The organism is Flavonifractor sp. An91 (genome assembly GCF_002159225.1).
GTDB lineage: Bacteria > Bacillota > Clostridia > Oscillospirales > Oscillospiraceae > Flavonifractor > Flavonifractor avicola.
Genome location: NZ_NFHA01000024.1, coordinates 26597 through 44927, shown reverse-complemented (window position 1 = coordinate 44927; position 18331 = coordinate 26597). Strand labels below are relative to the sequence as shown.

Sequence of the window (18331 nt, the reverse complement as noted above, 5' to 3'; positions counted from 1 at the left end):
AAGGGAGAGGGTTGGGATGCGCCGTTTTGTTTTTCGTTCCCTCCGGCTGGGGTTTCTGGCCTGTGATCCGGCGCTGGCAGGTCCGGCGGCAGCATTCTACCGACGCAATCGGGCAGCTTTTGCCCCCTTTGATCCGGTCCAGCCCGAGGAATTCTTTACAGCAGAGGGCCAGGCAGAGCGTCTTGCCTTCGACCTGGAGCAGGCGGAGGCGGGCCGCTGTTTCCGCTTCCTGTTGGTCCAGCCCCGGCATCCCGGTAAAATCATCGGGCTGGCTGGTCTCAACGAGATCGTGCGCGGGGCCTTCCAGTCCTGCTTCATCTCCTACAAGCTGGACCACACCCTCTGGGGACAGGGCTACGGCTCGGAAGCCATCGCCGCTCTGACGGAGTGGGGCTTCCGCAATCTGGGGCTCCACCGGGTGGAGGCCAACATCATGCCCCGCAATCTTCCCTCCCGCCGAGCGGCGGCCAGAGCCGGTTTTGAGGAGGAGGGACTGGCCAAACGCTATCTCAAGATCAACGGGGTATGGGAGGACCATATCCACATGGTACGCAGAAACGAAGAGGAGGATCTCTGAATGGAACACAACAAATCCGGCGGTAAGTTTACCAGCTCACTGGGATTTGTCCTGGCAGCGGTAGGCTCCGCCGTTGGCATGGGCAACATCTGGCTTTTCCCCTATCGCATGGGACAGTATGGCGGCGGCGCCTTTCTGATCCCCTATTTCATCTTTGTGGCCCTGTTCAGCTATGTAGGCCTGTCCGGCGAGTTTGCTTTGGGCCGGCTCACCGGCACCGGCGCCATGGGCTCTCTGGATTACGTCATGAAATCCCGGGGCAAGAAGGGCGGCAAGATCCTGGGCATCATTCCCCTTCTGGGGGTGCTGGGCATCGCCATCGGCTACTCGGTGGTGGTGGGCTGGGTCCTGCGGTACACCGCCGGGTCCGTTACCGGCTCCATCCTGGCCGGGGATTCCCAGCGCTTCTTTGACGCCCTGGCGGTCAACTTCGGTTCCGTGCCCTGGCACCTGATCGCGGTGGTCTTTACGGTGGTCATTCTGATTTTCGGCGTGGCCGCCGGCATTGAGAAGCTGAGCAAGTTCATGATGCCCGCTTTCTTCATCCTGTTTCTCATCATTGCCGTCCGGGTGGCCTTTCTCCCCGGTGCGGCGGAGGGCTACCTCTACCTGCTCCGGCCCGACTGGAGCTACCTGCTTAAGCCGGAGACCTGGGTCATGGCTATGGGACAGGCCTTCTTCTCCCTGTCCATCAACGGTGCCGGTATGCTGATCTACGGCAGCTACATGAAGAAGGATGAGAGCATTCTGCGCCACGCGGGCATGACCGCCCTGCTGGATACCCTGGCCGCCCTGCTGGCAGGCTTTGCCATCATCCCCGCCGTCTTTGCCTTCGGCATTGATCCCACCAGCGGCCCCTCCCTTATGTTTGTCACCCTGCCTCAGGTCTTTGGGCAAATGCCCGGCGGCCAGATCTTCGCCCTGCTCTTCTTCGTGTCGGTGTTCTTCGCAGGTATCACCTCTCTGATGAATATGCTGGAGGCCTGCGGCGAGGCTCTCAGCTCCACCGTCAAGCTCTCCCGCCGGGCCGCCGCGCTCATTGTTGGCGTGGTTACCTTCGTGCCCGGCCTGTTCCTGGAGTCCCTGGCCGGCATGGGCGGCTGGATGGACCTGATCACCATCTACGTCTCCCCCTTCGGCGCCCTGCTGGTGGCGGTGTTCATCTACTTCGTACTGCGGGTAGACACCATTAAGGACGAGCTGGCTCTGGGCGGAAAGGGCCGCCCCGGCACGTTCTTCACCGTTACCGCCCGCTTCTATGTGCTGGTGGCGGCAGCTGTGTGGGTGCTGGGCATCTACTACGGCGGCATTGGCTGATCTCATATAAAAAGACAGGCTCGGCTTACAGCCGAGCCTGTCTTTTTATCCGCCTGTGATCCAGTGCTGGAAGCCCTCCCACAGCTCAATGGCCTTGAACTTCACCACATACCCCTCGTCCTCTCCGGTGATGAGGGACACCTGGTCCTGGGTAAAGCCGTCGCTGAGGGCGGTCTGGGCCGCCGTCTCACTGACCGAACCCAGGCACAAGGGGGGAAAGACCACGCACCACCAGTTCTGACCGGCGCCTTCGCCGATCACCACCCGCAGGGCGGTATACTCTCCGGCGGGCAGGGCAAAGTCTGTGTACTGTTTGGTGGGAAACCAGTAGTTGTCCTCCAGGGAGACCGTCACCGGATACTGATACCCCTCCTCCGCCACCTGATCTGCTCCGGCAGCTGCTATGTCGGCCAAATGCTCTGTCAGAACCTCTCTGGTCTCTTCCAAGGTGGCCCCAGGCACAAAATAATCCGACGCCGCGCCCAGCACCCGGTCCCTCACCTTCAGCTTCAGGGCCTGGTCAGCCTCCGAGTCGGAGTTAGCCAGCACATGGAGCCGGATCACCTGATCGGACAGGGCCGCCTGACTCCGGTCCAGCCAGACCCCTGCCAGAGCCGCAATGGCCACACCCAGCAAAAGAGCCAGTTCCCATCGCCGCAGGGTCTTGCTCTGTTTCATAAAAAATCACCGTCCACGTTGGTTTGTCTCCATTGTGGACGGTGATTTTCGATTTTATACCTGTTCCAGCAGATTTTCCACGGTCTGAGCCAGAAATGTCTCTTGGTACTGCTCCTGCAGTGCATCAAAAGCACTTTGTGCCCGTTCCTCGTTGTCAAAAAGTCCAAATACAGTGGGACCGGTGCCGCTCATGGAGGAGCCAAGGGCTCCATGCTGGATCATCACATTTTTAATGGCGTCAATTTCCTGGGCACGGCGGCTGGGCAGAGCGTCCTCAAAGACGTTATACATCCGCCGGGACACCCCGGGCAGGTCGCCGCTCTTCAGCGCCGCGATCAATCCGGCGGTATCAGGCCGCCGGCGAATCCGGCAGCCGTCCAGCGTACGGAACAGCTCCGGCGTGGACACTGAGAAAGCGGGCTTGCACAGCACCACCAGACAGGACGGCAGCGGTGGCAGATCGGTGAGGACCTCTCCCCTGCCCTCGGCCAGGGCGGTGGTTCCCCGGACGCAGTAGGGCACATCAGAGCCCACCAGGGCGCCGATCTCCTCCAGCCGCTCCCAGGACAGGCCCAGGCCCAACAGCTTGTTCAGCCCCCGGAGCACAGCAGCGGCGTCAGCACTGCCCCCCGCCATTCCGGCACACACCGGGATGGTCTTGTCCAACTTGATGGATAGTCCGCCGTGGTCCACCCCTGCCGCTTCGCACAGCCGTAGGGCGGCAGCGGCGGCCAGATTACTCTCGTCCGCCGGCAAAAAGCCCAGGTTACTCTCCATGCGCAGGGGCTGCCCGGTGCCGGTCTCCAGCCGGAGGGTATCGGTAAGGCCCACCATCTGCATCACCATCCGCATATCGTGGTAGCCGTCAGGCCGCTTTCCCAGCACATCCAGGGACAGATTCAGTTTGGCGTAGGCCTTGACCTCCAGGACTGCCATGAGACTCCTCCTTATCGGATCTTGCGCGCCTCCAGATAAAAGCGCTTGTCATGGGCCTCGCCCATAGAGAAGGTCTTGCGGGGCAGGGCCCCGTCGTGGATCACAGTGGGGAACAGCTGGTCCTTCCCCATGGCAGGCAGCAGGAAGGCCAGGTTGCCCGGCCGGGCCGCCAGGGTACGGGCCACATCAGCCCCGTGGATGTAGTCGATACGCCCGCCCTGTTCCTTCACATAGGTATCCAGGAAGGGCTGAAGGGTGCCCACCTCCATCTGCGCAGTGGGGTTGGGCACGGTGACCGCGCCCTGCCCGCCTGCGTGGACATAGCGGAGGACGTGGCCCTCCCCCTCACCCCGGAAAGCGCCGGGGAAGTTCTTTACCAGTGCATCCACCACCTGCTCCGGCTTTACGCCGAAGAGCACCCGGTGGATGGCCTCAAATTCCAGGGCCGGGTCGTGGAGGTTCACCAGTTCGCACAGGGCGAAGCGGGCAGGCAGACGGCTCCACTGCTCTTTGGGAGTCAGTCGCTTCTGACGCTCATAGCACTCCTTGGCTGTGGCCAGGGAGTGGTTGCCGTCACCCACGGCAAAGGCCATGACCTCCTCCGTGCCGTATTTGGCCCGGAAGGCGGCTGGGTCAGCCAGGGTGGATAGTGCGTCGGCCACCAGGGCCATACTCTCTTCATCCAGCAGCCAGCCGGTGATGTGTCCCCCACGCTCCATCAGGTCAAAGTCATACACCTTCTGCATTCTGTCTTTCCGCTGGGCCAGAGGCTCAATGACCGTTTTCTGGGGATCGTCGGTCAGCAGCATAACGTGAGGCAGCTCCAGGGGGGCGTTCTTCCGCACCGCCACCCGGGGCGGAATGCGGGCCATGACGGTACCCTCGGTGGCCCGCACGGCGGCGCCGGAGCCGGGCTCATAGTCGTACTGCTCCAGATCCACCATGCCCACCAGGCCCCGGCGCACCTTCAGGTTGTCCAGCCGCCGCTCCACATAGATGAGGGCGTTGGGGAACTCCTGAAAGCGCTCCTCCCGCAGGTAGCGGGTCATGGTATTGTTGACTTCCATAATATCGGTCTCTACATTGGGACCGTCCAGGCAGCTCTCCGGCAGGATGAGCCGCAGGGCGGAGGGGGCGGAGCCCACATACTCCTCCACCCGCTGCCAGTAGTCCGGCTGGGAGGTATACTGATCGCAGGCCACCACCGACCACTTGCAGTATTCGCAGTCTCGGGGCAGCAGGATATCGGCCGGCCGGAAGGCCAGTCCCTCAAATTGCCGCAGCATATTGCTCACTCACTTCCAGACATGAAGTTTGGGTGGTACTCAGTCCATCGCGTTCCGGATGGCGGCCAGCAGATCGGGGAATTCCTCGTAGGCGGGCAGCTCCGGATGATCGGCCTTGATCTGGTCGGTGCTCTTGAAGAGGAAGCCCGCCTTGCTGGCCTGGATCATGCCCAGGTCGTTGAAACTATCCCCAGCGGCGATGGTGTCGTAGCCGATGGACTGGAGGGCCTTCACCGTGGTCAGCTTGGACTGGGGGCAGCGCATCTGGAAGCCGGTGATGGTACCGTCGTCGGCCACCTCCAGGGTGTTGCACATCAGAGTGGGCCAGCCCAGCTTTTTCATCAGGGGCTGTGCAAACTGCTCAAAGGTATCGCTGAGGATGATCACCTGGCTGAAGGAGCGCAGCTCATCCAGAAATTCCTTGGCCCCGGGCAAGGGATCGATAGTAGCGATGGTATTCTGGATCTCCTTCAGGCCCAGTCCATGCTCTTTCAGAATATTCAGACGGAACTGCATCAGCTTGTTGTAGTCAGGCTCGTCCCGGGTGGTGCGGCGCAGCTCCGGGATACCAGTGGCCTCGGAAAAGGCGATCCAGATCTCAGGGACCAGAACGCCCTCCATATCCAGACAGGTGATGTACATATCCTCTCCTCCTTTTCTTATTCCTGCTCTCTGGCCTGCTTTTTCTTCAGGTTGGTCAGGAAGTTGTCCATACGCGTCAGGGCCTCGGCAATATCCTTCATGGAGGTGGCGTAGCAGCAGCGGACGAAGCCCTCGCCGCCGGGGCCGAAGGCGGAACCGGCGATAACAGCCACCTTCTCCTCCATCAGGAAGCGCTCACAGAACTCGTCAGAGGTCAGACCGGTGCCCCGGATGTCGGGGAACACATAGAAGGCCCCTCTGGGCTCAAAGCAGGGCAGGCCAATGCGGCGCAGACCCTCCACCAGATAGCGGCGGCGGCCGTCGTACTCGTCCCGCATATGCTCGATGTCGCCGTCGCCGTTGCGCATGGCCTCAATGGCGGCGTACTGGCTGACAGTGGGGGCGGACATGATGCCGAACTGGTGGAGTTTCAGCATCTGCTTGATGACCGGGGCGGGCCCGCAAACGTAACCCATCCGCCAGCCGGTCATGGCATGGCTCTTGGAGAAGCCGTTGACCACGATGGTGCGGTCGTACATATCAGGCAGGTTGGCCATGGAGACGTGGTGCTGGCCGTAGGTCAGCTCGGCGTAGATCTCGTCGGAGAGCACCATGATGTTGGTGCCCCGCAGCACCTCGGCAATGGCCTCCAGATCCTCCCGGCCCATGATGCCGCCGGTGGGGTTGGAGGGGAAGGGCAGCACCAGCACCTTGGTGCGGGGGGTGATAGCGGCCTTCAGCTGCTCAGGGGTGAGGCGGAACTCATTCTCCGCCTTCAGCTCCACATAAACCGGGGTACCCCCCGCCATAGAGGCCAGGGGGCCGTAGCAGACAAAGGAGGGAACCGGCACGATGACCTCGTCGCCGGGGTTGAGCAGGCAGCGCAGGGACAGATCAATGGCCTCGCTGCCGCCCACAGTGACGATGATCTGATGGGCAAAGTCATAGTGCAGATCAAACCGGCGGGACAGATAGGCGGCAATCTCCCGCCGCAGCTCCGCCATACCGGCGTTGCCGGTATACTTGGTAAAGCCCTTCTCCAGGGAGTAGATGCCGGCATCCCGGATATGCCAGGGGGTGACGAAGTCGGGCTCGCCGATGCCCAGGGAGATGGCGTCCTTCATCTCCTCCAGAATGTCAAAAAAGCGCCGGATGCCGGAGGGCTTGATATCCTGAATGCGCTTGCTCAGTATCTCGTCGTAGTTCATGAGAAAATCCACTCCTTCGGCTGCTTCTCCTGCTTTTCAAAGATCAGATGCTTTTCCTTATATTTATGCAGGATAAAATGAGTGGCGGTACCGGTCACATCCTCCAGGGTGGACAGACGCTCCCCCACAAACTGGGCCACTTCCTTCAGGGTGCGGCCGGAGATGATGACGGTCAGGTCAAAGGCGCCGCTCATCAGGTAGACGCTCTCCACCTCATCGTACTGGTAGATCCGTTCGGCCACCCGGTCAAAACCCTCGCCCCGCTGAGGGGTCACCTTGACCTCGATGAGGGCTGTGACTGCCTCCCGGTTGGTACGGTCCCAGTCCACGATGGCCTTGTAGCCCAAAATGATTTTTTCCTCCTCGTACCGCTTGATCTCCGCCTTTACGTCCTCCACGGACATATTGGCCATAGATGCCAGCTGCTCGGGGGTCAGAGTGCAGTCTTGTTCCAAAAGCTGGAGCAATTTCATGGCTGTGCTCCCTCCTTCTTAAAATCAGCAATTCATACAGGTCTGTAAAAGGCCTATTATATGATATTATATACGGACGGTTCTGGAAATACAAGAGCACAGATGGAAACTTCGCGGGCCGTCTGTCTTCCATTTCCATGCAAAAAGACAGCCCCGGGGCAAAAAGCCCCGGGGCCTTATGCGCTTGTTACAGCACGCCCTTGCGGACGTTGACCACAAAGTCCTGCACGTTGGTGACGATGGTACGGACCGACAGACTGCCTCTATCCCGCAGCTTGTTCACCGCAAACTCGGAAATATCCACGGAATAGAAATAGACCGGGCGCACCACCCCGTCCACCACCCGGTAGGAGGGAGTCATGTTGCCGGTGGCCACTGTATGGAGGGTGGAGGCCATACAGATCACGGTGGTGGCGTTCCTCACCAGCGCCCGCATGGCATCCTGGCCCTCATACACATTGCCGTACACCTCGGGCAGGGGGCCGTCGTCCCGGACGGAGCCCACCAGTACGAAGGGCACGTTGTGGTTGACGCACTCGTAGATGATGCCGTCTTTCACCTTGCCGGAATGGACGAAGGCGGCGGTGGACCCCGCCAGCCGGACAGCGTTGATGGTGTCAATGTGGTTGTAGTGGCCGTTGGGCATACTCTTCTGGGTGTAAATGTCCTGGCCCAGGGCAGTGCGGAGATAGCCCGCCTCCAGATCGTGGGTAGCCAGGGCGTTGCCCGCCAGCAGGCCGTGGACATAGCCACCCCGCACCAGAGCGGCAAAGGCGTCCCGGGCATCGTGGTCAAAGGCGCAGGCGGGGCCCATGACCCACAAAATGCGCCCGTGGTCCTTCTCATGGCGGAGCAGTTCATAGATGGAGTCGTAATCCATGGAGTAGGCGGTCTCCCTGGAGCGGCCCTGACGGAAGGAGAAGGTCTCCTGCTCCCCTTTTTCCGTCTCAAAGCCATCGGCGTAGATATAGATGCCCTCCGAGGCATCCTCCGTCCGGCCTACTACCACCGGCTCGCCCTCTTTCAGGTTGCGGAACTCTACCACGGCAATCTTGCCATCCCGCAGGACGGCCACGCAGTCCATGCGGCTCTCCTCGGCCAGCAGCCACTCTCCGTTGACCTTGAAGTATTCCGGGAAAATACTGGTGGCGTGGTAGCCTTCGGGCGCCACACCGTCCCGGGGGGCGGGGTGGAAGGTTACGCTGGGGGCGTTCTGGAACATGGGCTGGGTAAAATCAGGGGCATGATACTCAGGCAGTACAAAGCTCATGGGAATCAGAACTCCTTTCCGTCGTTTTGTCACCTCCATTGTATCATGACGGCCCCAAATCCGCAATCTGTTCTTCAGAGATCCTTTTTCATCCGGTTTATTGCACTTTTTTCCAGTCTGGAGACCTGAGCCTGAGAGATGCCCACCTCGGCGGACACCTCCATCTGGGTCTTGCCCTCAAAAAAGCGCATCCGCAGAATCCGCTTCTCCCGATCGGTGAGCCGCTCCATGGCCTCCTTCAGGGCGATGTGCTCCAGCCAGCTCTCATCGGTGTTTTTGGAGTCCTTGACCTGATCCATGACGCAGATGGTATCTCCCCCGTGCTCGTACACCGGCTCGTAGAGGGACACCGGGTCCACGATGGCATCCAGAGCAAATACCACGTCCTCCCGCTTCAGCTCCAGCATCTTGGCGATCTCCTCCATGCTGGGCTCCCGCTGGTGCTCGTTCATGAACTTCTCTTTGGCCTGGAGTACCCGGTAGGCGGTGTCCCGCATGGACCGGGACACCCGAAGGGAGGAATTGTCCCGGAGATAGCGGCGGATTTCCCCAACAATCATCGGCACGATACTACCGTTAGGGAAAATCGTCTATGACTCCGCTCCGTACTGCAAAAAGGTGTAGTAGATCTCCACTTTGGGCCCCTCCACCACGATGCGCTCCACGCAGTCCCGGATCACCGCCTGCCGCTCCTCCGGGGTGAGGTTGGGCCAGCTGTCTTTGATGCCCGCCGCCTGCTCCCGCAGGTCCTCCAGCCGGGCGGCCCGGCGGCAGGTGGCCTGCTCGGTCTCATAGTCCTGCCGCAGAATCTCCAGCTGCCGGCGCACCTCCCGCACCTCGTCCAGCAGCACCGGGTCCTCCCCCTCGGCAAAGAGCTGGTAGAGCCGCCGCAGCTTGCTCTCCAGCTTGTTCATCTCCCCCTCCAGTTGGGTCAGGGGATCGGGGACGGGGTCAATCTCCTCCCCCAGCCGGGCGGACACCTGGAACAGATCGTGAAGCACCTGCTCCTCCAGTTCCTCCGCCCACACCGCCTCAGCCTGGCAGTTGTCGCCCTTCTTCATATGGGGCTTGGAGGGGTCCCGGCCATAGCAGCGCAGCTTATAGCCATTCTTGCCCCAGCGAATGTATCGCATCCGGGCGCCGCAAGCGCCGCAGTACACCAGTCCGGTGAGCAGGTGACCCCCTCCGGCAGCTCGGTGCTTGGTAGCCCGCTCCTTCATCCGGTCCTGAACCAGATAAAACAGCTCCTCGGGCACGATGGGCTGGTGAAGACCCTGGTACTCCTCCCCCTTGTAGGAGATGAGGCCGATGTTGCTCTTGCGGGTGAGGATCTGGGTCACCAGCTTGTCGTATTTCAGCCCCATTCTGTGGGCGATCCGCTGGGCGGACCACCCCTTCAGATAGAGCTCGTACATCTGCCGCACCCGGGGGGCGTCAGCGTTGGGTACCAGGATGCCGGTGCTCCGGTCGTAATCATAGCCGAAGGGCACCCCACCGCCCCCCATCCAGTAGCCCTGCCGCACCCGCTCCACCATGCCCATCCGGGTACGCAGGTAGATGTTTTCCCGCTCCAGCTGGGCAAAGGCGGACAGAATACCGATCATGGCCCGGCCATAGGGGGTGGAGGTGTCAATGCTCTCATTGAGGGAGATAAAATCCACCCCGTGAGGCAGAAACACATCCTCAATGAGGTAGAGGGTATCCTTCTGGCTCCTGGACAGCCGGTCCAGCTTGAACACCACCACCGTGGCCACCTGCCCGCCTCGGGCATCGGCGATGAGCCTGGTCATCTCCGGCCGGTCCAGATTGCTGCCGCTGTAGCCGCCATCGGTGTAACAGCGGTAGTTGTCCCACCCCATGGCCTTACAGTAGGCCTCCAGCCGCTCGGTCTGGGCCTGGATGGAGTAGCCCTCCTCCGCCTGGGCCTCGGTGGACACCCGGATATAGAGGGCCCGCAGGGGCTGGTTTTCCACAAGTTCCGTCATATTTCTCTCCTGATGCTGTGTCATGGGGTCCATTGTACCGGATTGTCCCTATTCGCTGCAATTCCTTTTTCTTCTATCACCGTTTCCGTCCTCTGGCCCTGGCCTGCCGCAGCAGACGGACCAGCACCGGATTTTCCACCTGCTGGGGCGGCAAATCCTTGCCGGACACCGGCTTGCCGTTCACATAGCGTCGCACTTCCATGGTATCGCCTCCGCTCTCAGTGTGCCCGCTTTTGTCCGAAGGCAGACAAAAGGACCTGCCGTTTTCACAGCAGGTCCTTCCATCAACATATTCCGCAGACGGGGCAGCCCGTGCCCCGCTCCACCGGCACACGATCCAGCTCCAGCCGCTTGCCGTCGTAGAGCAACATTTCTCCCGGGATGGGATTGTGCCCCAGCAGCATCTGGAGGGCAACGGTAGCCATCAGGGAGGCCACCGCTCCGGTAACTGCCCCCAGGGCCTGACCACCCTCCTCCGGCGCGGTCCCGGCATAGCAGCATGACAGGCAGGGAGTTTTCCCAAACTCCACCGCCATCACCGAGCCGTACCAGCCCTCCACCCCACCATTGACCAGAGGAATATTATTCTGAGCGCAGGCGGCATTGAGGGCAAGCCGGCCAGGCAGATTGTCCACCGCCGCCACCGCCAGCTGGCAGTCTGCCAGCAGCTCCATTCCAGTTTTCTCGTCCAGCCAGGCCTCCACCCCCTCCACCCGCAGGTCCGGGTTGAAGGCGGACAGCCGCCGGGCGGCCGCCTCCGCCTTGGGGCGGCCCAGGTCGGCCTGGTCAAAGAGGAACTGCCGGTTCAGGTTGCTGAGGGAGACGGTATCCCCGTCCACCACCACCAGCCGCCCCACCCCAGCACCGGCCAGGGCGTAAAGCAGCGGGCCTCCCAGGCCCCCGGCTCCCACCACCAGCACCGAGGAGGCGGCCAGCTTGTGCTGGCCCTCTTCCCCGATCTCCGGGATGGCCAGCTGCCGTCGGTATCGCTCCAGTTCCACAGTACCCTCCTAACCGCCGCCGCACACGGGGATAAACTCCACCACGCTGTCCGGTCCCGTGGGGGTACGGAAGCCCTTCTCCGCCCCAGCGGAGCGTTTGTCCACAATGATGTGGCTCCGCTTGGCCAGCCGGTAGGCCTCAACCCCGCGGCGCTTCTTGATCTGATCCAGCAGCCGGGACACATTGTTCCCGTCCATTGTTTCCTCCCGGCAGCCGGTGAGGTCGGCCAACCGGCCGTGATAGCGCACCAACGCCATATTATCCCCCCTCCGGCAGGGGGATGCCCAGGTGTTTCAGCCGCTTGGCGGTGGGCACGCCGTGGGAATCCCAGCCCCGGACCCTGTAGTACACCGGCAGCATCTTATCCAGAGGCACCACCGTGTCCGGCCGGTCCGGGTCCTGGGGCGTTTTAGTGAGCCGTCCGGGCAGGGCGTCGTCCGCCGCCGTCAGACCCTCCCGCAGGTTGTACAACCGCTCCACATTGTAGCTGCGCTCCCCTACAGTAAAGAATTTTCCGATGGTCATGGGCAGGCCGGTGACCAGAGAGATGGACTTGCTGTGGGGCACCAGCATACAGTTGATGGGCATGATCCAGGGCATGAACTTCCAGATTTGCCCCAGCAGGGGCCGGGCGGACAGCATCACCTTGCCCGCCGCCCGGCAGACAAAGCTGGCAGGTCCAAATTTGAACAGGATACCGGGGATCATGGCCTGCATGGTAAACAGGCAGAACCCGGCGGCGGAGGCCGCCTCCATGCCGTTCTGGAAGAACACCGTCAGCTCCGGCTTGCCCTTTGGGGTCTGGGCGTCCATGCTGATGACCCCCACCGACTCCAACAGAGCCAGATAACCGCCATTCAGGTGGCAGCCGCCCCGGTTAGCGGTGGCGTAGCCCAGGCCCATGCCCACGCTCTTCCGGGGCTCATAGGCGGCCAGCTCCAGCCCCTTGGCGTGGATGGCAAAGTCGGCGCCGCCGTACTTCTCGCTCAAGGCCTTGCTGCCGATGGACAGCTCCCCGGCGGGACCCCGGCGGTAGGCCACGTCCTCCACCACCCGGGGCAGGTCCTCGGGCTGGCCCGGCTTCAGGCCGAAATCTCCCATCCCCTTCTCCTGGAGCTCCATGGCAAAGGCGATGGTGCCCGCCAGGGAGATGGTGTCCATGCCCAGCAGGTCGCACTTGTAGTTGAGTTCATTGATAAGGTCCAGGTCCCGGTTCTCCAGGTTGGGTCCAAAGAGGCCCAGGGTCTCGTACTCCGGCCCCTTGACCTCCTTGCCTTTTACCTTCACCCGCCGCTCGCAGCGGATGGGGCAGCTGACGCAGCTGCTGTTGCGGGTGAGCTTGGTATCCGCCAGGGTCTCACCGCTGACCTCCTCGTAGTGCTCGTACCGGCCCCGGGTAAAGTTGTGGGTGGGCAGCACGCCGGAGGCGTTGGCCTTGCTCACCAGACCCGCCGAGCCGTATCGAGGCAGACTGTCCCCGGTCATGGGGTGCTTTTTCAGCAGCTTGACCCACTTGCGGGTGTGGGCCTCGAAGCCCTCGGGATTGGCCTTCACCACCTCACGGGTGCCGTAGGCAATGACCGCTTTCAGATTCTTGCTGCCCATGACCGCCCCGGCCCCGCAGCGCCCGGCCACTCGCTCGCCGCTGGCGGCGCAGGCAAAGCGCACCCCGTTCTCTCCGGCTGGGCCGATGACCAGCTTGCCGTACCGCTCCGGCAACTCCTCCTGGGTACGCTCGGTGTCCAGGCCCTGGAGTTGGGGGCAGGTCTCAATGCGGATCTTGCCGTCCTCCACCACCACCATGCTCAGCTCCGGGGCCTTCCCGCACAGAATGAGTCCGTCAAAGCCCGCCTTCTTCAGCAGCATCCCGAAGGGCCCGCCGCAGTTGGAGGAGGCGATACCGCCGGTGAGGACGTTTTTAAAGGTCATGTTGAACCGGCTGGAGCTGGGGGCGCCGGTATCGTTTATGGGTCCGGTGTTGACGATAAGCACCGCCTCCGGGCTGAGGGGGTCCAGCCCCGCGGTCGTCAGATCGGTGAGCAGCCGGGCCCCCAGGGCCTTGCCACCCAGATATTGCTCAAACAGCCTGGCAGAGATGGTACACTTCCGCCACCGGCCATTGGTCAGGTCCACTTGGGCATAGACCGGCAGGATCATGCTCCCACCCCTTCCTTCATGGTGATGGCCCCGATGCCGCAGGCCCGGGCGCACAGGCCGCAGCCCACGCATCTGTCCGGAGCGCTCAGCTGGGCAAATACCTCCAGATCCCCCTTCTGCCGGGGCAGGCTGATGGACAGGCAGGAGAAGCCGCAGGCAAGCACGCACATGGAGCAGGCGGTACACAGCTTGGTGTCAATGACCGGTCTGGTCCACTTTTCTTTGGGTACTTTATGGCTGTAGAGGCCGGGCAGGGGCCCCTCGATGGCCCCTCTCGGGCACACCCGGCCGCACACCCCGCACTGGGTACAGCGGACGGGATCAATGGTATGTACCTGCTTGACCGTGCCGGTGATGGCCTCCACCGGACAGTTTTTGGCGCACAGAGTACAGCCCACGCAGTTTTCTGTGATCTGGTACGGCATCCAGACCCCTCCTTCACGCATCATAGAAAAGCCCGCCCCGCAGCCGGGGCGGGCTTGACTGCCTGAACTCAGGCCTCTTCCTTGGCGCACACCGCCTCCATCAGCTTGCGGGCGTGCTCCCGGGTGAAGTACCGGGGCACCGGATAGGTGCCGTGGCACTCCTGGAAGGCCATGTCGATAACCTCCTCGATGGCGGAGGCGGGGAACTTTTCAAACCGGGTGGGAATGCCCATCTGCCGGTTGAGCTTGTAGAGCAGCTTTACGAAGCGGGTGGCTTTGATCTGGTCGCTGTCTCCCGGCATCCCCAGCTTGAGCATCCGGCCCAGCTCGGCAAAGCGCTTATAGCTCACCGGCAGGTAGTAGCGCATGATATGGGGCAGCAGCACCGCATTGGCCAGGCCGTGGGGCACGCCGAACTTGCCGCCGATGGTGTGGGCAAAGGCATGGACGTAGCCCACATAGGTACGGGTAAAGGCCATACCTGCGAAGAAGGAGGCGGTGAGCAGGGCCTCCCGGCCCTCCAGATCGGTCGGGTCCTCCTGGACCTTGGGCAGGTACTGGAAGATAAGCCGGACGGCAATGCGGGCCTGGCGGTCGGTCTCCTCGTCAGCGTAGCCCGCCACATAGGCCTCCAGGGCGTGGGTCAGGGCGTCCAGAGCGGTGTGGGCGGTGGTGTGCTTGGGCAGGCCCACCGTCAGCTCCGGGTCCAGAATGGCAAACATGGGCACCAGCTTGGGGTCCAGCAGCTGCTTTTTGCTGTGGGTGGCGGAGTCCGAGATGATGGCGGCCACGGTGGTCTCGCTGCCGGTACCGGCAGTGGTGGGCACCGCGATAAGGGGCAGGGGCCGGCGGCGCACCTTCAGCATTCCGGCCAGGGCCTCGGCGCTGGTGTGGTTGGCCACGGCGGCAGCCACCGCCTTAGCGGTGTCCATCACCGATCCACCGCCTACTGCCACCACGGCGTCGCAGCCGGAGCAGGCCTTTTTGGCCTCGGCCACAATGGCAAAGGTGGGATCGGGCTGAACCCCGTCATACACAACATGGTCCACGCCCGCACTCCGGATGCTCTCTTCCACCCCATCCAGCAGGCCGGACTGGTGGAGGAAGGAATCAGTGATCACCAGGGTCTTTTTGGCGCCCAGCATTTTCAGCAGGCGGCCTGCCTCTTTGGCACGGCCCGGCCCAATATAGGTCACAGGGGTAGGTTTGCTGACGATTTTGATGACCGGTTTACGCACGGCCACGCTCAGCTTTGACATGGTGGTATTCATAAGATCCTCTCCTCCTGACCGCCCGCGGTCCGCGGTTTGTTTTCTTTATTTTACCACCAACCTACTCAAGAATCAAGATTCTGAAACCTGGAGTTTGAATTCAAGTATTTCTATTTCCCCAAAATGCCTATCATCGGCACGCCATAGGTGGAAAAACGCACGTCCAGATCGGTGTTGAAATTATCAATGGCTTTAATGAGGCCAATGCACCCTACCTGAAACAGATCGTCGGCGTTCTCACCCCGGCCGGAAAACTTCTGAATCACCGACAGCACCAGCCGCAGGTTGCCTGCGATCAGCTGTTCCCGGGCCTCCATGTCCCCCTGCTTCACCCGCCGGAGCAGTTCCATGGTCTCCTCGTTTTTCAGTACCTTCAGCTTTGCCGTGTTGACGCCGCAGATCTCAACCTTTCCCTGCATGGCCCCTGCCTCCTTCTCTGTGTCTGTGTTCAGTATGTCCCCGACGGTTCCTTTCATACGGCGGCCCCGGCGGCAATCTTTTTTATCGTGGGACCGCTTTCGATGGACTTCGGTATCTCTTGTGTTCTGACCTCATTTCCGCTATACTGAACAAAAAGAAGAATCAGGTCAGACAGGAGGATCTCTATGCTCACGCCTATTTTGGAAAGCAGTGCTTCCATGCCCTTATATGAACAGCTCTACCGCCACATCCGAGGGGAGATCGAGGCCGGGCGGTTGGCCGCCGGGGAGCGGCTGCCCTCCAAGCGGGCCCTGGCCGCTCACCTGAAAATCAGCGTGGTAACGGTGGAGGGAGCCTATAATCAGCTGCTGGCGGAGGGTTACCTCCGCTCCCAGCCCAAGCGTGGCTTCTTTGTGCAGGCAGCGGAGGCCACCCCTGCCAGAACCTCCACCGTTCCCCTGCCCCCAACCGAGGAACCCACCCGGCCCACCTTCCGCTACAACTTCTCCACCAGCGCCGTAGACACCGCCCTGTTTCCCTTTGCCACCTGGGCCAAGCTGATGCGGGAGGTGCTGTCTCAGCAGGAGGACACCCTGCTCAACACTCCCCATCCCCAGGGGGTGCCCGAGCTGCGGGAGGCCATTGCCGCCCACCTCTATCGTTTCCGGGGCATCCGGGCGGACCCGGCCCAGATCGTGGTGGGCGCCGGGTCGGAGGTGCTCACCAGCCTGCTGGTCCAGCTGCTGGGCCGGGAGGGCCGCTACGGGGTGGAGAACCCCGGCTACACCAAGACCCACCGCATTCTGGGCAGCTGCGGGGCCCAGGTGGAACCCATCCCCCTGGACGACCAGGGCCTGGTGCTGGAGGAGCTGGACCGGCACAAGGTACAGGTGGTCCACGTCACCCCCTCCCACCATTTTCCTCTGGGCATCATCATGCCGGTGACCCGGCGTCAAGCCCTGCTGCGCTGGGCCGCCCAGCAGCCGGGGCGCTATATCCTGGAGGATGACTACGACAGCGAGTTCCGCTTCTCCGGCCGGCCCATTCCGGCGCTGCAAAGTCTGGACAACGGGGAGCGGGTCATCTACCTCAATACCTTTGCCAAGAGTCTGGCTCCCTCCCTGCGCATCAGTTATATGGTGCTGCCCCCCCACCTGCTGGAGCGGTGGCGGCGGGAGTTCTGGTTCTACTCCTCCACCGTCCCCTCCTTTGAGCAGTACGCCCTGGCCCGGTTCATGGACCGGGGCCACTTTGAGCGTCACCTGAACCGCACCCGCACCCGATACAAAGCCCGGCGGGAGGCCCTGCTGGCCGCCGCCCGGGACACCGGTCTGACCCAGGTGGGTTCCTTTGACGGAGGCGACGCCGGCCTCCACCTGCTGCTGTGGATGGACCGGCGATGGAATGAACAGGAGCTGGCCGCCCGGGCGGCGGAGGTGGGTGTTGGAGTGTCTCCCCTGTCCATCTGCGACCTGACTCCGCCCCCCATAGACCGGCCGCCAGCCCTCATCATGGGCTATACCCGGGTGGCTGCTGAGGACATGGCCCCCGCCCTGTCCCTGCTGAAATCCGCTTGGGGCTTTTGAACAAAAAAGGACGCATTGCCTGTGCAATGCGTCCTTTTTTCGTTAAAATCCGGTGAGTGGAGCGGAACCGTCGTCCTCTCCCTTCTCAATGGCCAATACCTTAGCATCATAGCCGTAGTTGTCGTTGACCTGGATGTGGAAAGTCTCCCCCACCTTGCGGCCCAGCAGGGCCTTGCCCATGGGCGACTCCTTGCTGATGAGCCCGTGGAGGGCGTCCTGCCGCATGGTGGTGACGATCTGGTAGGTCTCAGTGTCCCCCTCGTCCTCCAGAAATACCGTCACCTTATCATAGAGTCCCACCCCGTCGGTCACCGGCTCGTCCGGCAGCACCTTGGCGGTGCGGATCATATTCTCCAGGTAGCGGATGCGGCCCTCGTTCCGGTTTTTCTCCTGCTTGGCGGCCTTGTACTCAAAGTTCTCGCTGAGGTCACCGAAGGCCCGGGCCTCCTTCACCGCCTCCAGCAGCTGGGGGCGCAGCTGGATACGGCGGTAATCCAGCTCCTCCCGCATCATCTGAATGTCCTTTTTAGTCAGTTCGTTGTGCACGTCAGTTCCCCTCTTCCCCAGATGTCTGCCCGGCGTGGGCTCCCTGGCCCTGGGCAATGGCCTGCCTTTCCTTGACCAGCTCACCGTGGAGGGCCACCGAATTCCAGATCCGGTTGGTGGGAGTCAGCACTGCCTTGAGATAGACTGCCGGGATCTTGTTCCGCCGGAAGCCCTGGAGGAACCGGTCCAGCAGGGGGCCGGTGCAGTTGACCAGCACCAGCATCTCGTCCCCAAAGGTCTCTCCGGTCCAGGGCGTCTCCGGTGCGGCGCCGTCCACCAGATCACCCAGAGGCAGGCCATACTCCTCCGGTGTCACAAGCCGGGTCCGCAGACCCAGAGGCAGGCACATCCGCCGGATCTTGGCCCCCTTGGGGGTATCCAAATTATAAAGCAGAATGAGAGGCATATTCATACGCTTCTTCCCCTTTCGTTCTTCTCATTGTACCCACATCCGCCGCCGCCGTCAACCCGCATCTCCCGCCGCCATACATTGGAGAGAAGGGAGATGAGGCCTGTGTACACACCGCCTTCCGGAGAAACCCTGCTTGCTGC

20 protein-coding genes and 2 pseudogenes are annotated in these 18331 nt (G+C 62.1%); 3 read left to right on the top strand and 19 right to left on the bottom strand.

All coding sequences use genetic code 11. The features are described from left to right. Positions 1-16: 16 nt before the first annotated feature. Positions 17-577, top strand: a complete 561-nt coding sequence (locus B5G42_RS12960) for a GNAT family N-acetyltransferase (protein WP_087271183.1) — start codon at positions 17-19, stop codon at positions 575-577. Further along, complete coding sequence (locus tag B5G42_RS12955) at positions 578-1894, top strand: sodium-dependent transporter (protein WP_087271180.1); 1317 nt, start codon at positions 578-580, stop codon at positions 1892-1894. Positions 1895-1939: 45 nt separating this feature from the next. Here the strand turns inward: B5G42_RS12955 and spoIIR are convergent, their stop codons facing one another. The 17 genes and pseudogenes from spoIIR to B5G42_RS18200 form a co-directional block, all read right to left on the bottom strand. After that, complete coding sequence (gene spoIIR / locus B5G42_RS12950) at positions 1940-2572, bottom strand: stage II sporulation protein R (RefSeq protein ID WP_087271178.1); 633 nt, start codon at positions 2570-2572, stop codon at positions 1940-1942. A gap of 54 nt (positions 2573-2626) precedes the next feature. After that, positions 2627-3508 (bottom strand): 4-(cytidine 5'-diphospho)-2-C-methyl-D-erythritol kinase, encoded by an 882-nt coding sequence (gene ispE / locus B5G42_RS12945; RefSeq protein WP_087271175.1) that lies wholly within the window; start codon positions 3506-3508, stop codon positions 2627-2629. A gap of 11 nt (positions 3509-3519) precedes the next feature. Further along, complete coding sequence (locus tag B5G42_RS12940) at positions 3520-4794, bottom strand: DUF1015 domain-containing protein (protein WP_087271172.1); 1275 nt, start codon at positions 4792-4794, stop codon at positions 3520-3522. Positions 4795-4833: 39 nt separating this feature from the next. Continuing rightward, positions 4834-5436: a bifunctional phosphoserine phosphatase/homoserine phosphotransferase ThrH gene (gene thrH, locus B5G42_RS12935; protein ID WP_087271169.1), complete on the bottom strand. Its 603-nt coding sequence runs from the start codon at positions 5434-5436 to the stop codon at positions 4834-4836. Positions 5437-5453: 17 nt separating this feature from the next. Continuing rightward, positions 5454-6644 (bottom strand): pyridoxal phosphate-dependent aminotransferase, encoded by a 1191-nt coding sequence (locus tag B5G42_RS12930; RefSeq protein ID WP_087271165.1) that lies wholly within the window; start codon positions 6642-6644, stop codon positions 5454-5456. Continuing rightward, complete coding sequence (locus B5G42_RS12925; RefSeq protein ID WP_087271162.1) at positions 6641-7117, bottom strand: Lrp/AsnC family transcriptional regulator; 477 nt, start codon at positions 7115-7117, stop codon at positions 6641-6643. The genes B5G42_RS12930 and B5G42_RS12925 overlap by 4 nt, the downstream gene beginning before the upstream one ends. A 187-nt stretch (positions 7118-7304) precedes the next feature. After that, positions 7305-8387 carry a hypothetical protein gene (locus B5G42_RS12920; protein ID WP_087271160.1) on the bottom strand — a complete coding sequence of 361 codons (1083 nt, stop codon included), beginning with the start codon at positions 8385-8387 and terminating at the stop codon, positions 7305-7307. Between the two features lie 74 nt (positions 8388-8461). Next, positions 8462-8953 (bottom strand): annotated as a pseudogene (locus tag B5G42_RS12915) (sigma-70 family RNA polymerase sigma factor); the annotation flags it as partial. 24 nt (positions 8954-8977) lie between these two features. Next, a complete protein-coding gene (locus tag B5G42_RS12910; protein WP_162611104.1) occupies positions 8978-10372 on the bottom strand; it encodes a recombinase family protein in 1395 nt (464 codons plus the stop codon). Positions 10373-10448: 76 nt separating this feature from the next. After that, the gene (locus B5G42_RS18890; protein ID WP_275532452.1) at positions 10449-10574 is read right to left on the bottom strand and encodes a hypothetical protein; all 126 of its coding nucleotides are present in this window, start codon (positions 10572-10574) and stop codon (positions 10449-10451) included. Between the two features lie 82 nt (positions 10575-10656). Beyond that, positions 10657-11373, bottom strand: coding sequence for a HesA/MoeB/ThiF family protein (locus B5G42_RS12905; RefSeq protein ID WP_087271155.1), 717 nt, complete (start codon positions 11371-11373; stop codon positions 10657-10659). 9 nt (positions 11374-11382) lie between these two features. After that, positions 11383-11631 (bottom strand): MoaD/ThiS family protein, encoded by a 249-nt coding sequence (locus B5G42_RS12900; protein WP_087271153.1) that lies wholly within the window; start codon positions 11629-11631, stop codon positions 11383-11385. Between the two features lies 1 nt (position 11632). Next, positions 11633-13531, bottom strand: coding sequence for an aldehyde ferredoxin oxidoreductase family protein (locus B5G42_RS12895; RefSeq protein ID WP_087271150.1), 1899 nt, complete (start codon positions 13529-13531; stop codon positions 11633-11635). Then, the gene (locus B5G42_RS12890) at positions 13528-13956 is read right to left on the bottom strand and encodes a 4Fe-4S binding protein (RefSeq protein ID WP_087271147.1); all 429 of its coding nucleotides are present in this window, start codon (positions 13954-13956) and stop codon (positions 13528-13530) included. Before B5G42_RS12890 ends, B5G42_RS12895 begins: the two co-directional genes overlap by 4 nt. Before the next feature lie 68 nt (positions 13957-14024). Then, positions 14025-15227, bottom strand: coding sequence for an iron-containing alcohol dehydrogenase (locus B5G42_RS12885; protein WP_087271144.1), 1203 nt, complete (start codon positions 15225-15227; stop codon positions 14025-14027). Positions 15228-15340: 113 nt separating this feature from the next. Then, positions 15341-15646 (bottom strand): annotated as a pseudogene (locus B5G42_RS12880) (sigma-70 family RNA polymerase sigma factor); the annotation flags it as partial. A gap of 53 nt (positions 15647-15699) precedes the next feature. Further along, positions 15700-15867 carry a hypothetical protein gene (locus tag B5G42_RS18200; protein WP_162611103.1) on the bottom strand — a complete coding sequence of 56 codons (168 nt, stop codon included), beginning with the start codon at positions 15865-15867 and terminating at the stop codon, positions 15700-15702. Here B5G42_RS18200 and B5G42_RS12875 point away from each other — a divergent pair. Next, entirely contained in the window at positions 15866-17233 is a 1368-nt protein-coding gene (locus B5G42_RS12875) for a PLP-dependent aminotransferase family protein (RefSeq protein WP_242961223.1), read from the top strand. The two genes, B5G42_RS18200 and B5G42_RS12875, sit on opposite strands and share 2 nt — an antisense overlap. Before the next feature lie 42 nt (positions 17234-17275). Here B5G42_RS12875 and B5G42_RS12870 read toward each other — a convergent pair whose 3' ends face one another. Continuing rightward, positions 17276-17779 carry a GreA/GreB family elongation factor gene (locus B5G42_RS12870; RefSeq protein WP_087188701.1) on the bottom strand — a complete coding sequence of 168 codons (504 nt, stop codon included), beginning with the start codon at positions 17777-17779 and terminating at the stop codon, positions 17276-17278. A 1-nt stretch (position 17780) separates the two neighbouring features. Then, positions 17781-18191, bottom strand: coding sequence for a DUF3783 domain-containing protein (locus tag B5G42_RS12865; RefSeq protein WP_087271138.1), 411 nt, complete (start codon positions 18189-18191; stop codon positions 17781-17783). Positions 18192-18331 lie beyond the last annotated feature (140 nt).